General features: G+C 44.1%; 15 protein-coding genes. 2 read left to right on the top strand and 13 right to left on the bottom strand.

From position 1 onward, the window contains the following. Positions 1 to 38: 38 nt before the first annotated feature. Positions 39 to 1319 carry a Glu/Leu/Phe/Val family dehydrogenase gene (locus AAV90_RS02115; protein ID WP_046495308.1) on the bottom strand — a complete coding sequence of 427 codons (1281 nt, stop codon included), beginning with the start codon at positions 1317 to 1319 and terminating at the stop codon, positions 39 to 41. A 350-nt stretch (positions 1320 to 1669) separates the two neighbouring features. Between AAV90_RS02115 and AAV90_RS02110 the strand changes: the two genes are divergently transcribed. Together AAV90_RS02110 and AAV90_RS02105 are read left to right on the top strand one after the other, a co-directional pair. Further along, complete coding sequence (locus tag AAV90_RS02110; RefSeq protein WP_046495305.1) at positions 1670 to 1891, top strand: hypothetical protein; 222 nt, start codon at positions 1670 to 1672, stop codon at positions 1889 to 1891. A gap of 16 nt (positions 1892 to 1907) precedes the next feature. Then, complete coding sequence (locus AAV90_RS02105) at positions 1908 to 2597, top strand: SAM-dependent methyltransferase (protein ID WP_046495303.1); 690 nt, start codon at positions 1908 to 1910, stop codon at positions 2595 to 2597. Positions 2598 to 2785: 188 nt separating this feature from the next. Here AAV90_RS02105 and AAV90_RS14325 read toward each other — a convergent pair whose 3' ends face one another. The 12 genes from AAV90_RS14325 to metG form a co-directional block, all read right to left on the bottom strand. After that, positions 2786 to 2944, bottom strand: a complete 159-nt coding sequence (locus AAV90_RS14325; RefSeq protein ID WP_084691433.1) for a ribbon-helix-helix domain-containing protein — start codon at positions 2942 to 2944, stop codon at positions 2786 to 2788. Positions 2945 to 3030: 86 nt separating this feature from the next. Beyond that, positions 3031 to 3900 (bottom strand): patatin-like phospholipase family protein, encoded by an 870-nt coding sequence (locus tag AAV90_RS13905; protein ID WP_052729542.1) that lies wholly within the window; start codon positions 3898 to 3900, stop codon positions 3031 to 3033. Positions 3901 to 3964: 64 nt separating this feature from the next. After that, the gene (locus tag AAV90_RS02095) at positions 3965 to 4180 is read right to left on the bottom strand and encodes a hypothetical protein (RefSeq protein WP_046495301.1); all 216 of its coding nucleotides are present in this window, start codon (positions 4178 to 4180) and stop codon (positions 3965 to 3967) included. A 113-nt stretch (positions 4181 to 4293) separates the two neighbouring features. Further along, a complete protein-coding gene (locus AAV90_RS02090; protein ID WP_046495299.1) occupies positions 4294 to 4896 on the bottom strand; it encodes a hypothetical protein in 603 nt (200 codons plus the stop codon). 202 nt (positions 4897 to 5098) lie between these two features. Continuing rightward, positions 5099 to 5974, bottom strand: a complete 876-nt coding sequence (locus AAV90_RS02085) for a hypothetical protein (RefSeq protein WP_046495296.1) — start codon at positions 5972 to 5974, stop codon at positions 5099 to 5101. A 129-nt stretch (positions 5975 to 6103) separates the two neighbouring features. Beyond that, complete coding sequence (locus tag AAV90_RS02080) at positions 6104 to 6382, bottom strand: Veg family protein (RefSeq protein ID WP_046495294.1); 279 nt, start codon at positions 6380 to 6382, stop codon at positions 6104 to 6106. A gap of 297 nt (positions 6383 to 6679) precedes the next feature. Beyond that, positions 6680 to 7156, bottom strand: coding sequence for a ribonuclease H-like YkuK family protein (locus tag AAV90_RS02075; RefSeq protein ID WP_046495293.1), 477 nt, complete (start codon positions 7154 to 7156; stop codon positions 6680 to 6682). A gap of 81 nt (positions 7157 to 7237) precedes the next feature. Then, positions 7238 to 8113 (bottom strand): 16S rRNA (adenine(1518)-N(6)/adenine(1519)-N(6))-dimethyltransferase RsmA, encoded by an 876-nt coding sequence (rsmA, locus tag AAV90_RS02070; protein WP_207642028.1) that lies wholly within the window; start codon positions 8111 to 8113, stop codon positions 7238 to 7240. A 145-nt stretch (positions 8114 to 8258) separates the two neighbouring features. After that, on the bottom strand, positions 8259 to 8816 hold the full coding sequence (locus tag AAV90_RS02065) for a YhcN/YlaJ family sporulation lipoprotein (protein WP_046495289.1): 558 nt from the start codon (positions 8814 to 8816) through the stop codon (positions 8259 to 8261). 371 nt (positions 8817 to 9187) lie between these two features. Beyond that, positions 9188 to 10156 (bottom strand): 3D domain-containing protein, encoded by a 969-nt coding sequence (locus AAV90_RS02060; RefSeq protein WP_046495287.1) that lies wholly within the window; start codon positions 10154 to 10156, stop codon positions 9188 to 9190. Positions 10157 to 10482: 326 nt separating this feature from the next. Further along, positions 10483 to 11253 (bottom strand): TatD family hydrolase, encoded by a 771-nt coding sequence (locus tag AAV90_RS02055; protein WP_046495285.1) that lies wholly within the window; start codon positions 11251 to 11253, stop codon positions 10483 to 10485. Positions 11254 to 11327: 74 nt separating this feature from the next. Further along, positions 11328 to 13295: a methionine--tRNA ligase gene (gene metG, locus AAV90_RS02050; RefSeq protein ID WP_046495282.1), complete on the bottom strand. Its 1968-nt coding sequence runs from the start codon at positions 13293 to 13295 to the stop codon at positions 11328 to 11330. Between the last annotated feature and the right edge of the window lie 171 nt (positions 13296 to 13466).

Genomic DNA, 13466 nt, shown 5'->3' with positions numbered 1-13466 from the left:
ACATTATTTCCCCGCAGCGTTTCCGCTTTCTAATACGCTTATACCCAGCCTCGCATCTTTACAGCCTGGGCTACCCGGTTTATGGCTATGACGTAGGCTGCATCCCGCATGTATAAGGATTTCCGCTCAGCTATATCCTTAACGGCTCTATAAGCTGAGGTCATCTTAATATCAAGTTTGTCCAAGACCTCGTCCTTTTCCCAGAAAAAATTCAGGTTCGATTGTACCTGCTCAAAATAACTGCAGGTTACTCCTCCGGCGTTGGCCAGGAAATCAGGAATGAGGAAAATACCGCTGGCCCTGATAATTTCATCGGCCTCGGTATTAATCGGGCCATTGGCTCCTTCGGCGATAATTTTTACGGCGGGACTAATCTTTTTCACATTATCCATATTGATCTGGTTTTCCAGGGCTGCCGGGATTAAAACATCAACCTCCTGTTCCAGCCAGGCATCTCCCGGCAGTATTTGACAGCCCAGATCGCGGGCTTTATCCTTATTAAGACCTCCGAAGGGATCAGCTATTGCCTGCAGGGCTTCCCCATTTAATCCATCTTTTTTAAGAAAGGTGTAAGCTTTGTGGTCGACATTGTCCCAGCAGGAAACTGCCACCACTTTACCCCCCAGATTTTCAAACAGCCGGGTGGCATACTGGGCTACATTGCCAAACCCCTGGATGCTGGCGGTGGTGTTTTTAATATCGATCCCCAGGTCTTTAAGGGCTTCGCGAACGGTATAGATTACGCCGTAACCGGTGGCTTCTGTTCTGCCTAAAGATCCGCCCATGCCTACCGGTTTACCGGTGATAAAGCCGGGATAGCGGCCGCCATGAATCGTTTCAAATTCATCCAGCATCCACAACATATGTTTGCTGTTAGTCATTACATCCGGTGCCGGGACATCGATAAGCGGCCCTACGTCTTTAGCAATCTGTCTGACCCAGCCCCGGCAAAGTCTTTCCTGCTCGTTCTCGGTCATATTGCGGGGGTCGCAGACAATCCCGCCTTTGCCTCCGCCCAGCGGAATATCGACTACCGAACATTTCCAGGTCATCCACATGGCCAGCGCTTTTACGGTATCCGCTGTCTCATGAGGATGAAAGCGTATGCCGCCTTTGGCCGGGCCTCGGGCATCATTATGCTGCACCCGGTAACCGTTAAAAACTTTGGTAGTACCATCATCCATATGTACCGGAATAGTAAAATGATACTCCCGCATCGGCTGGCGCAGCAGCTGACAGCTGGCTTCATCTAGGCCGATAATTTTCGCCACCCGGTCAAACTGGGCTTGCGCATTTTCATAAGGGTTATAAGAACTCATTGCGGTTTTTTCCTCCCTGCTGCATTTAATATGGCTTCATTCATTAAAAATGATTATAACTAAATATACCCGTATTTTGTATACATGAATACCGGGTATTCAGTATACATCATTATACCATGCCCCAGGAGAACGCTCTTGGAAGGTGGAGCAGACTCCCCAGCTTTGATTTCCTCACCAGGCTAATGGAATCTCTTTTTTTCTAAATATCAGTTTAACCCGGATTCAGATACTTTTTGGGGAATGGATTTATTTTTTGGGCTGGGGAATTTTATCTCGACCAGCCAGACGGCTCTTGGGTCTGGTAAAAATATCCGTATAATTATACTATAATCTAGGAGGTGCATGCCATGCCGGGAACTGACCGGGAGAAATGGGCAGGTATATACCATATTGCTTGGCGGGGAAAAAACCGGCCGACTATTTTAAAGCATGAAAAAGACGCTATACACCACGGGGAAAGATTATCTTGCAGTCAGATTTCCAGAGTAACCGGTCTTGGCAGGTCGTTAATAAAGGATGCGGTTAATTGGAAATGCCTGCCTCAAGATCCATCCCCTTGGCTGGCTTGACTGGGGAGGTTTGACAATGAACTTTAGTAAAGAATTTCTGGCGTTGCATATGATGGGACCGAACTCACTAATCATAATTGAAGAACTAACTCACCTTCTTCCCTTAAAAAAAGGGATGCGGGTTCTAGATTTGGGTTGCGGGAAAGGTTTAACTTCTATTTTTTTGGCAAAAAAATATGGGGTGCAGGTTTTTGCGGTTGATTTGTGGGTTTCTGCAACCGATAACCTAAGGCGTTTCCGACAAATGGAGGTTGATGATTTAATTATCCCCATACATTCAGATGCACTAAGCCTCCCGTTTGCCAATGATTATTTTGATGCTGTAGTAAGTGTAGATGCTTATCATTATTTTGGGAATAACGATAAATACTTCAGCGAAAAGTTAAAACCGTTCTTAAAAAATAATGCTTGGGTGGCTCTTGCTTTTCCCGGCATGAAATTTGAAGTGCAGGAAAATATTCCTGCTGAGATGAAGTCATTTTGGGAAGAAGAAGCCCTGGCTATGTGGCATTCAATTGACTGGTGGAGACCAATGTTTGAAAAGTCGCTTGCTGACTACTGTATAGAAGAAATGAACTGCTTTGATAGGGCCTGGAATGATTGGCTTTCTACTGACAATCCTTATGCGGTTGAAGATAGAGCCATGATAAATGCTGACAACGGCAGATACATGAATTTAATTTCCATTACTGGCAGAACTCTCTAAACAGGGCTTCAGCAATGCCTGAGTGGAAAATGATTGCTTTACAACACTTGCACTTTTAAGACTGCTATGGTTATGGTACAGCACAGTCTGACGTTCTTGGGGTGTCATTTTAACGACACCCCAAGAACGTCAGACTGTGCCCCTTTAAGATGTAAGCATACAGACTGGAAACAACCCCCTCTGTAAGATCAGCCTTTATTTTCATCCTGTTTGGCCAGGTATTCTCTAATAATCATTCTAACCAATGCACTGCGCGATATTTGGTTTTTCTTGGCCAGCTCTTTTATGTCATTGACCTGTTGACGTGTTAAATAAAACGTTGCATGTTCAAATTGTTCAGTAGCCATTTTTACCCCCTCCCCGTCAGATCGTGAATCCTGGACTAGAAGTTCTGCTTTGTGCTTAGTATATGTTGATGGGGTAATTTCTGTTACTATCCAGACTCCTTTAAACCCTGTTTTAATTCATTTAACTTCTCTTTCATGGCACGACGCCCGGCGCGTATAAATATTCCCGCTTTGCCAATATCCTCCAGCCGGGCTCCATTTATTTTAGGATAGATGATCATATCGGCATATATTTCCTCCGCCAAATCCGAAGTTTCATAGGTCAGGATACTGAGAGTGCGGGATACTATCTGTAAAATCCCTTCTACTTTGGTATCATATATTTCCCGGCCGAGGTTTACCCCCAGAACATAATCCGCTCCCATCACTTTATTAACAGTAACCGGGAGGATATCCTTGATTCCGCCGTCAACCATCTGCATTCCCTGCAAATGCTTGGGTTTAAAGGTAACCGGTATAGAGATGCTGGCTCGCACAGCTTCGCTGACCAGGGCGTCCTTTATAATAACCACATCGGCTTGCTCATAGTCTATATCCTGGTTGGTAAAGATCACTTTTTTGCCGGTATCGATATCGCAGGCAACGATAGCCAAGGGTAAGGGCATATCCTTTAACTTTTTGCCTTTGGTATAACGATATATGATCTTTTCAATCTTGTTGCCCTGCAAAACTCCGTTTAAGGCAGTATCATAGCCGGGACAGACCAGACTGAACAAATATTTAATAGTTCCGCCGATATTGTAGTCCAGATAATCGGTCGGTTTTAACCCTAAAACGATCTTTTCCAGGCGATAGGGAGAAATACCCGCGGCATAAAAAGCTGCCATTATGCTGCCCACACTGGTACCGGATATAAATTCCGGGGTCAGACCATGATCCCATAATACCTGCAATATACCGATATGGGCCATCCCCCTCATGCCACCGCCGCCTAGAGCCAATCCCAGGCTTTTCATCCATTCCCTCCCCTGGTAAGATCCTTCCCGGCGTTTGTGAGCACCTGCTCACCCGCCGCTATATTCAGCGGTTGCATTTTCTTACCATATAACGGGATATTTTGTTGTTTAACTCCACGTAGCTGTTGTTTAAATCTGCCCAAAACGCTTGATAATCAGGGGCTTTTGTTTCCATCTGGAAGGCTTCAATCTTTTCCATCCAGGCTTTCTGTTGGCGTAAAACTTCTTCCAGCTGAGCCCGCATTCGGTCTTTATCTGGCCTGGGAATTCGCGTATTCATCTAAACACCTCCAGGATAAGGGGTTTACATTAAAACTTGTCATCGACAGACAAATGCCCGGCCAGTCAGCCGGGCATGGCAGCTTACCACTCACCGGGCTTACAGAATCTGATTTAACAGTCTACCTCCGGGTCTAATTCGCCATAGACGATAATGTCATGCATCTTGCCCAGTTTGTCGATGATATCAACATAAACAACCAGATATACGCAGGTTCCGCGATTGATTGGGCAGTCCGCTCCCTCCATAAGTGGATAACAGGGTCCACAAGGATCTTCGCAAGCTCCTTTGATTTCGTAATCAAACGTCCAGTTGCAGAGTATAATGTCCGAATCATCAATTTCATTGCGGAATTCTTCAACACTCAGCGGCGGATCAAACTCATCGAGTTCTATGGTTTGTTCATAAATATTGCCAGGCATGTTATATACCTGATAACTGCCGTCCTCCAGGATTACAAATAAAGTAACGTCAAACTCGATTAAGATTTTTACCCGGTTAAAATTAAGAATCTCCTCGGCCCTTACTACTTTGACTTTAAAGTCATCGATCATGTTTACATAACACCCGTCACCCCATTCATCACGGGGATATAGGGGTATACATTCAAAGACTTCCATAACTTTGACTTGTTTTTCAATATACTTTGCCTTGATGACTTTGGCCCAGAGATCCAACCTGCATCCTTCCGGATATTCGCACTTTAGTTCGGCCATCTTACTTTCCCCTCCGTTTCTCTAATATTCTTTAGGCTGCTGGTAATCATAGAAATTTACTGCTAAATTTCTATGATATATTATGAAAGGGGTTATCATTGTGTGATTACCTGGTTAACGAATTTATCCATCCCAAAATAAGAGCGCCAAAACGGCCAACCTCTATATTTGTGAGAGGTTGGCCGCTTTGGCTCCGGTTTTCTTATTGGTTGTTTAAAAACATCCTTTTTATTTTTTTGCCCAGGCTATCTTCGGTAGGCGCCATTTTTGCCGACTCGTTTTGATAACCTGAGCTGCCCTGATCCCTCCTGACGGCCTCCCTTAATTCGCTAACCATATCCTTATAACTGCCCAGTTCTTTATTTAATAAGTTGTTTTGGCTTTCGGCTTTTTTTATACCCCGCTTCAGGCTGCCCAGGTTTTTTTCATATAAATCCATTTGCTTGCGCAATTGCCTGTTTTCCTCCGCAATCTGCTCTAAATGATCACCCTCCCCGGGAGGCAGCAACGCATCTAAGGGAGCAATTCCCAAAGCAGTTTGAATTGACACCTTTTGCTCCCGCACAGCCAAGACATTATAGGTCAGCTCGTAGTTTATTTCCAGCAACTGACCGTTTAGGTCTGCGTCCCAGCTAAAATCCAGAATATCCAGTATATGGCGTAACTCCAGCGGGTCATAGGGATGATCGTCAAATTCATTCAGGGATACTCTCTCCGTTAATTTTTCCTCCCGGATGATGGAACACGATTTTCCCTGGTAGTCTTCCAGCCAACATAATACCTGCAGATATACTTGGTTTTCTGCCGCTTTGCCGTAAATCTTGACCTGGTGGGACTTTATCCGTATTTTCATATCTTCTATTTTTTTATATATTTTATCCAGCGGATAGCTGCTTTGGCATCTATAGTTTCGTGTTGACTTAAGACCGGCCACGACCACCGGAGACCAGATAATTACTTGCGGGTACACAAATCCCACCTCACCGTCTTGCGCATAAATATTATTAATCTGTGCCATTAATATTTCATTATATGGCCTTAAAAGCAGAAGTATGTTTACCACCTGGTTTTTACCCAACTAAAGTTTATGTATTAGGCATTAAAAAATATCCTTTAACTGCCCTTAACAATCCCAACCGCATTTAGAGAACGCTGCTAAAGATGCAAAAAAAAAACTGCGAATAAATCGCAGTCTTAAAAAAATATTTTAGCCGTTCGCAGAGGCAATTCTTATCTCTTCATCCTGGGTATCATATACGAAAAGCTCCACCGTCTCGGTTAAGACATCCGCATAGGTGTAAGACACCCGGCGGTCTATTTTTCTCTCATTTAGCTTAACCACAAATATATTTGGGTAAATGGATTCAAGTACCCCTTCCCTCTCAATGATACGGTTTCTTCCCCGGTTAGCTTTTAGTTTTATTTTGCTGCCAACGAAAGACTCCAGATCTTTTTTTATATCTGAGATAGCTCTGGGAGAAGTCATCACATTACCACCCTCTTAATTCAATTTACCATGTTAATATTATACCATCGTAACAATAATGTCAATCGGGAAATAAATAGTATATTAAAAAAGCATCCTCATGTCAACACATAATACGTTAAAATCGAGAGTTTATCTATCCCCCTCAATAGACAAAGTAAATGCAACCCAGTAAAGAGAAAAAGGTTGCGTTTAGTCTTACCAAGTAAAGATTGCCATAAAAGCTAAAGCAAAACAGGTACCAGTGCCATATGGCATCTAGTACCTGCCGCAATGATCAAGGCTGGTCTTAAGCGGTTATTTGGTGTACCGGTCGGCCACCTTACTGGCTCCACTCGCATCCGGTTTAATGCGGGCATCAAATCCGCTGCCAACGACCATGCCAATCACTTCTTTTACCAATTCGCGGGTAGCTCCATGGGTTCCCACATCCAGGTGAATTTCTACCGGCATGTCTTCCTGTCCGTTTTCCTTTAAACTGGTGCTGAGCCGATCGGCCAGATCCAGGCTTAAGGCAGCCTCCGTAAATATTCTCTGGCTGAGGCTGTTAATGCGTTTCTGATTCTGCTTATGGTAATAATACCTGGCCCCTTTGCCGATACGATGAATAATGATAGCCGAAACAAAACAGGTTTCGTTTTCGTAAGGATGCGAATCACTGCCTACTATTAATTTGTAGCTATAACTGGTATCCTCACATACATAATCAAGGATATCCATTACTACTTCTTTAAGACTCATTTTGCCCTTGCTGGGGCTGGTAAATAACTCCATGGGTTGATGCCCTCCTGCTAGAGTAAGACTAGCTAATCTAAGAATGGTTATCATAACAGCCCATGACCCGCAGGGCCACAACTACCGTTGATAATATCCACGATTTTCATTAAATTCCTTTAAAAGATTTATATAATCCTGCTGGCTTAAGTTTTCCGGTCTTAAATTGGGGTCTAATCCCAATTGTTGAAGCTTTATTTTAACAACTGATTTATCCTGGTTAAAAAAACCGGCACAGATATTTAAGATTGTTTTGCGGCGTTGTTGAAAGGCTGTATTTAATAGTTTATGAAAACATGCTTCGTCTATCTGCAGGTAATCCGGATTCTGGTTGGGGGTAAACTTTAGAACTACTGAATCTACCTGCGGCCGGGGATAAAAACAATTAGATGATACATTTAATATATGTTCAATTTTTGCAAAACAACCTACGGCGACTGTCAGCCTTCCATAATCTTTGTTCCCGGGGGAAGCCAGGATGCGATTCCCGACTTCCTTTTGCATCATAAGTACTGCAGACTGCATATGCGGACAATCTTTGAGCAATTGGAAAATAATTGGGGTGGTGATATTGTAAGGGATATTGGCACAGACCTTATATGGCTTTATTTCTTTTAGCTCAAAGGCTTTGATTAATTCATTTTCGATATCTGTTTTTAGTATATCCTGAAATACAACCTCTACATTCGAGTAATCGGCCAGGGTCTCTTCTAGTACTGCTTTAAGGCGCAAGTCAATATCAATCGCTAAAACTCCTTGACTGCGCTTAGCCAGTGCCTGGGTCAAAGAACCCAGTCCCGGGCCGATTTCCACAATGTAATCATCAGCTTCAATATCGGCAGATTCAGCGATTTTGTTGATAATATTCTGATCCAGCAAAAAATTCTGACCCATGCCTTTGCGGGCATATAAATCATGCCTTTGCATTAGTCCCCGCACTGTGTTTATTGATCCCAAGGACAATGTCATTACCTCTCCCAATTATGAATTTATTTAGGGGGGGGTTAATAAACCCCGGTCTGTCGTAATTAAATAATATTATACATTATTGACCTTAGGATCCAAATAATCAAACCCGGGGGTTATGCCCCGGGTTTGATTTTTATTTAACCTTGCCTTTCATCGCTTTGCCTAACTCGCTTGCGCTTTTGGCATAACTTAATATTGGTTTGCCTTCTAGCAAACCGGCAGCCACGTCATTAATTTTCTTTACCATATTAGGATCAGTCGTTACCAGTACATCGCTTACCTTTTCATCGCTCTTTAAAATACGTTTTTTGACGGCGTTTTTTACGTTTTGTTGGCGTCTTTCATTTCCCATGGCATGGTCATTAAGGGTCAGTCCGACCATTACCACCATTTTCCCCGGATGGTGTTTGGCTTCTTCCAGGCTCTTGTCGGTGTCGTTTTTGTCGGGGGTGGTTTTGCCCAAGCCTAGGCTGGCATCAGCCATCGCTACCACCACCGTTGCCTGATTTACTCCGTTAACTTCCTTGGCAAGGCTGGAAAATCGATTTGCCAGAACCCTTTCATCCGACTCGGTCACTTGCCGGGGAGCAGGTGCCGTATCGGGTGGAACTGGTTTTTTAGCCTGCTGACAGCCCCCCAGCAACAGGACTCCGGCTAAAAGAATAATTAGGCTGCTATATTTTTTTCGCATTTCTAAAACCCCCTTATACTGCAGTTGTTCTTGATTTTATAGATTTTGGTGCGCTTTGCTTATGTGTAACGATAACGTTGTGATTTCACACTGCTAAAGAAATGCCCGATTTGCCAAAAATATATACGTGGATATAGCTAAGTGCCCGGTTATAATATAGTTTCTATTTTCTTTTCACTTTTAAAACTGGGTAAAATCTGGTATGCAAAATAAACCCACTTAAAAGGTCAAGCCATTTAAGTGGGTTTTAGCATCGTTATTCTTTTAGCGTGGCTTTGGCAATGAGCCGAAAATCTATGTGACTCCGGGGGCTGGATGTTATAGCTTTATTACAGCGCCAGTATCGTAACGAAGATATCTTTTTACGGCTGTTATTCCAATATATAGACCTTGACAACCCTGCGCCCCCAGTTGATACATTGTTTATATTCCTCCATGAAAAGGTCTATTTTATCGCCTTTGACGGCTCCTCCTGTATCAGCCGCCCGGGCATAACCGTAGCCTTCTACATATAAACGGGTTCCCAGCGGGATAACCCGAGGATCGACCGCTACCATTCCTACCGCCGGATTAAGACCGGTTGCCGTCCGGTAGCCGGTATAAGTATAGGCTGTGGCTTGCATATATCTGGCTTCCCGGAAATTCATGCGTTCGCCTCCACGGGAAACAGCCGTTATACTTCCCATAGCCAGAATTTTATTTTCCGGAGGCACCAAAACTTCAGTGCCGATTACTTCCCTTTTCCCCTCCTGTCCGTTATAAAAGGTAATCCTGACCTTGTTGCGGGCTACACCATTTTTGCCGGCTTTTACGGTTTTCGTCAAACCTCTTTCCAGGGTAGGGTCATCCACCCTCTCTACTCCAAATGGAAGCGGTTCTTCAATAGTCAATTCCTGTTCAGTCACTCTTATCAGTTCTATTTCCTGATTGGGGCGTACCTTGGCTGTGGCTAAAGTCTTTATCATATCTTTTTCGCCCATTTCAAAACCGGCCAGTTCTACCGCCTCTTTAACCGATACCGGAGTCGTATAGATCGTTTTCACCTGTCCATCGGCCAGCACTTTTACCTTAAAAGCGCGTGTCACGATGATTTTCATGTTCTTTTTGACCCCGGCATCGATACCCGGCTCGACTTTGTCCATTTGCCCAAGTTTTATATGGTTTTTGGCTAAAACATCTCCTACCGTACCTGTAAATAACACACTGCTTTTAATTAGCTTTCCATCAATTATTACGGAAACTGGTTTTTGCAGGGCAAAAAATAGGCTTATGAAAAGCACTCCCACAGTCACAAGGCCAACTAAAATATATATGCCTCTTCTTGACCAGGCTAAATTCATATTTTTCCTCCCTTTACTGTTACCTCTCCCTAGTTAAATTATAAAAAGGTATCCAGTTTTATCAAAATAACAAACAAAAATACAAAAGTCAAATAATTAGGTACTTATTGGCAGTTACGCCTGCTCCTTCCTTTTTTGATTCTTTAATATTCTTAGCTGTTTTTTATTATTTTATTCCTGGGCAGGTAAAAAGTTTGCAGAAATCGAACCTTTTCCAACCCTTTTTATTCACGTTAATTTTGCATAAATGGTGATTTAATACGGTAGGTTTTTCGGGAGGTTTTTAATGGACGCGGATAATATAATATATTATCCGCGTCGGTATATTAATCTTTGATGCGATAGACTTTTTTGGCGTTTAGATTAGTTAAATAGGCAATCTCGTCCGCGCCTTTGTTACGCAGTTCTGCCAATTTGGCAGCTACATATTTGACATTAGCCGGTTCGTTACGTTGGCCTCGCCATGGCTCCGGCGCCAAATAGGGACAATCGGTTTCAATCAGTATTTTGTCCATGGGTATTTGGGCGGCTGTTTCCTGGGCCTTGCGGGCATTTTTAAAAGTTATGGGCCCGGCAAAGGATATGTAGAAACCAGCTTTTATCAACTCAGCTGCCAGCGGCAAACTTCCGGAATAGCAATGCATGATGCCCTGATTTCGCCCGGCTTTTTCGGTTTTTATGATCTCCATTACCTCCTGGTGGGCATCCCGGTCATGAATGACAATAGGCTTGCTTAGTTCCTGCGCCAGCTTGATCTGGGCCACAAAGGCCTGCCGCTGAATATCACGCGGCGATAAATCCCGATAAAAATCCAGACCGATCTCACCTATGGCTACCACCCGCGGATCCTTGGCCATAGTATAGAGTTGTTTTAAGGCCTTATCATCCAGGTGTTGGGCATCATGCGGATGGATGCCTACCGCAGCATAGACCTGGCGATATTTGCGAGCCATGTTTAAGGCTTCCTGGGAGGACTTAACATCATAGCCAACACAGATGATTTTCTCCACTCCGGCCTCCGCTGCCCGCTTAAGTACCTGAGGCAAATCATTTTGCAAATCATCATCTTGCAGATGGGCATGGGTATCAATTAACATCGTTCTACCTCCTAACGCGGCTAAGCGGCCAGAATACCGGCCGCTCTCAACGTTTTATCGCTCGTTTCTCGTTTTTATCTTACCTGACTGCCTGAGGGTAAATCCGATTGCAGCATGATAACCTCCAACTGGCTATCTTGCGCATCAGATGCGGCCAGGATCATCCCTTCGGATAAAACTCCCCTTAGTTTGGTCGGTTTGAGGTTAGCCACCAGGATAACCTTTTTGCCGATGAGATCCTCCGGGCTGTAGTGCTTGGCGATGCCGGACACTACTGTACGTTCTTCCTCCCCCAGTTTTAACTTTAATATAAGCAGCTTGTCGGCCTTTTCCATCTTTTCGCAGGCGATAACTTCCGCCACCCGCAGATCCATTTTGGCAAAATCTTCTATGGTGATAACGCTCTTTGTTGCGGCTGTTTCTGCCGAAGTTTCTTGGACAGCCGCTGGGGCTTGGGCATTATCCGTATTATCATCTTTCTGCAATGACGCAGGATCAATGCGCGGGAACAAGGCAGGCCCTTTCTTGGCCTGGGCTCCAACCGGGCTAAGGCCCCAGGTGCCGGCTTCCTCCCAACGTATATTCTTCACATCAGCGAAAATCCCCAGCTGTTGATTGGCACGTTCAATCAAGGTCGGCATAGCCGGAGCCGTCATAATCAAAACTATGCGGATGGTCTCGGTTAGGTTGTACATGACTGTACCCAGCCGGCTTTTTTGCTGTTCGTCTTTAGCCAGATTCCAGGGTTCAGTTTCATCGATGTATTTGTTGGCGCGGGATATCAAGCGCGAAACCAGGATCAAATAACCGGAAAAATCCAGTTTATCCAGCTTTTCTGTAGCTTCAGCAAAAGTGTCCCGGGCCATTTTCTGCAATTCGCCGTCTACCGGTGCGCCCGCCCCAGGAGCCGGGATAACCCCGTCAAAATATCTGATAATCATGGCAACGGTGCGGCTGATAAGGTTGCCCAGATCGTTAGCCAAATCAGCATTAATGCGATTGACCATTATTTCTTCGGAATAAAAGCCATCCTGCCCGAAGGTTAGTTCCTTGAGCAGGTAATAACGCACCGCATCTACCCCGTATTTTTCTATAAGCACCGCCGGATCAATGACATTGCCCTTGGATTTGGACATCTTGCCCCCTTCCAGCATAATCCAGCCGTGGGCACATACCTTTTTAGGCAAGGGCAGATCGAGTGCCATCAGCATGATGGGCCAGATGATGGCATGAAAGCGAATAATGTCCTTAGCCATCAAATGCACATCGGCCGGCCAATATTTGTTAAACTTTGCGTCATCTTCCAGATAGCCGATCCCGGTCAGATAATTTATCAAGGCATCAAACCAGACGTAGACGACATGTTTTTTATTAAAGGGCACCGGTATCCCCCAACTAAAAGTGGTGCGGGATACACAAAGATCCTCCAGCCCGCTCTTAATGAAATTTACAACCTCGTTGCGCCTGGAATCAGGCTGAATAAATTCCGGATTTTCTTCGATATGTTTAAGCAGACGGGGCGCATATTTAGCCATATTAAAAAAGTAGCTCTCTTCCTTGAGCAACTCCACCTCCCGGCCGCAATCAGGGCATTTGCCTTCCATCAGCTGGCGTTCGGTAAAATATGTTTCACAGGGGCTGCAATACCAGCCCTCATATTCAGATATAAAAATATCGCCCTGCTCATAGACCTGGTTAAAGATCTTTTGTACCAGTTTCTCATGGCGCTCATCGGTGGTACGAATAAAGTCATCATTGGTAATCAGCAGCAAATCCCATAGTTTACGGATGCCAGCAACGATTTCATCCACATGTTCAATAGGTTTTTTGCCATTTTCCCGCGCGGCCCTTTCGATTTTCTGTCCATGTTCATCGGTACCGGTCAGATAAAATACATCCATGCCCTGCATCCTTTTAAATCGAGCCATGCAGTCAGCCGCAACGGTTGTATACGCATGGCCAATATGTAGATTGTCGCTGGGATAATAGATAGGCGTGGTGATATAATAGGTGTTTTTGTCTGACACTTTTTGTCCCTCCATTACTAAACTGGCTGCTGGGCAGCTTTTGAAAAGTTATTCATATAGTTTACCACAAAAAAGCAGCGGTATTCTCATAATTATTTTTATTCCAATTTATCGTAGCGTGTTAAAGTAATATTTATTTTTAATAATTTTATTTTTAAATAAATTAGGAATATACTATAGTTCGAG

Source organism: Syntrophomonas zehnderi OL-4 (genome assembly GCF_000983115.1).
GTDB classification, from domain to species: Bacteria; Bacillota; Syntrophomonadia; order Syntrophomonadales; family Syntrophomonadaceae; genus Syntrophomonas_B; species Syntrophomonas_B zehnderi.
This window is presented reverse-complemented; position numbering and strand designations above follow the sequence as displayed.

Excerpts from the sequence above, each read along its gene's own strand:
- AAV90_RS02115 (WP_046495308.1), bottom strand. The coding sequence starts at position 1,319 with ATGAGTTCTTATAACCCTTATGAAAATGCGCAAGCCCAGTTTGACCGG.
- AAV90_RS02105 (WP_046495303.1), top strand. The coding sequence starts at position 1,908 with ATGAACTTTAGTAAAGAATTTCTGGCGTTGCATATGATGGGACCGAAC.
- AAV90_RS02095 (WP_046495301.1), bottom strand. The coding sequence starts at position 4,180 with ATGAATACGCGAATTCCCAGGCCAGATAAAGACCGAATGCGGGCTCAG.
- AAV90_RS14325 (WP_084691433.1), bottom strand. The coding sequence starts at position 2,944 with ATGGCTACTGAACAATTTGAACATGCAACGTTTTATTTAACACGTCAA.
- AAV90_RS02090 (WP_046495299.1), bottom strand. The coding sequence starts at position 4,896 with ATGGCCGAACTAAAGTGCGAATATCCGGAAGGATGCAGGTTGGATCTC.
- metG (WP_046495282.1), bottom strand. The coding sequence starts at position 13,295 with ATGGAGGGACAAAAAGTGTCAGACAAAAACACCTATTATATCACCACG.
- AAV90_RS02065 (WP_046495289.1), bottom strand. The coding sequence starts at position 8,816 with ATGCGAAAAAAATATAGCAGCCTAATTATTCTTTTAGCCGGAGTCCTG.
- AAV90_RS02060 (WP_046495287.1), bottom strand. The coding sequence starts at position 10,156 with ATGAATTTAGCCTGGTCAAGAAGAGGCATATATATTTTAGTTGGCCTT.
- AAV90_RS02075 (WP_046495293.1), bottom strand. The coding sequence starts at position 7,156 with ATGGAGTTATTTACCAGCCCCAGCAAGGGCAAAATGAGTCTTAAAGAA.
- AAV90_RS13905 (WP_052729542.1), bottom strand. The coding sequence starts at position 3,900 with ATGAAAAGCCTGGGATTGGCTCTAGGCGGCGGTGGCATGAGGGGGATG.
- AAV90_RS02110 (WP_046495305.1), top strand. The coding sequence starts at position 1,670 with ATGCCGGGAACTGACCGGGAGAAATGGGCAGGTATATACCATATTGCT.
- AAV90_RS02080 (WP_046495294.1), bottom strand. The coding sequence starts at position 6,382 with ATGACTTCTCCCAGAGCTATCTCAGATATAAAAAAAGATCTGGAGTCT.
- AAV90_RS02055 (WP_046495285.1), bottom strand. The coding sequence starts at position 11,253 with ATGTTAATTGATACCCATGCCCATCTGCAAGATGATGATTTGCAAAAT.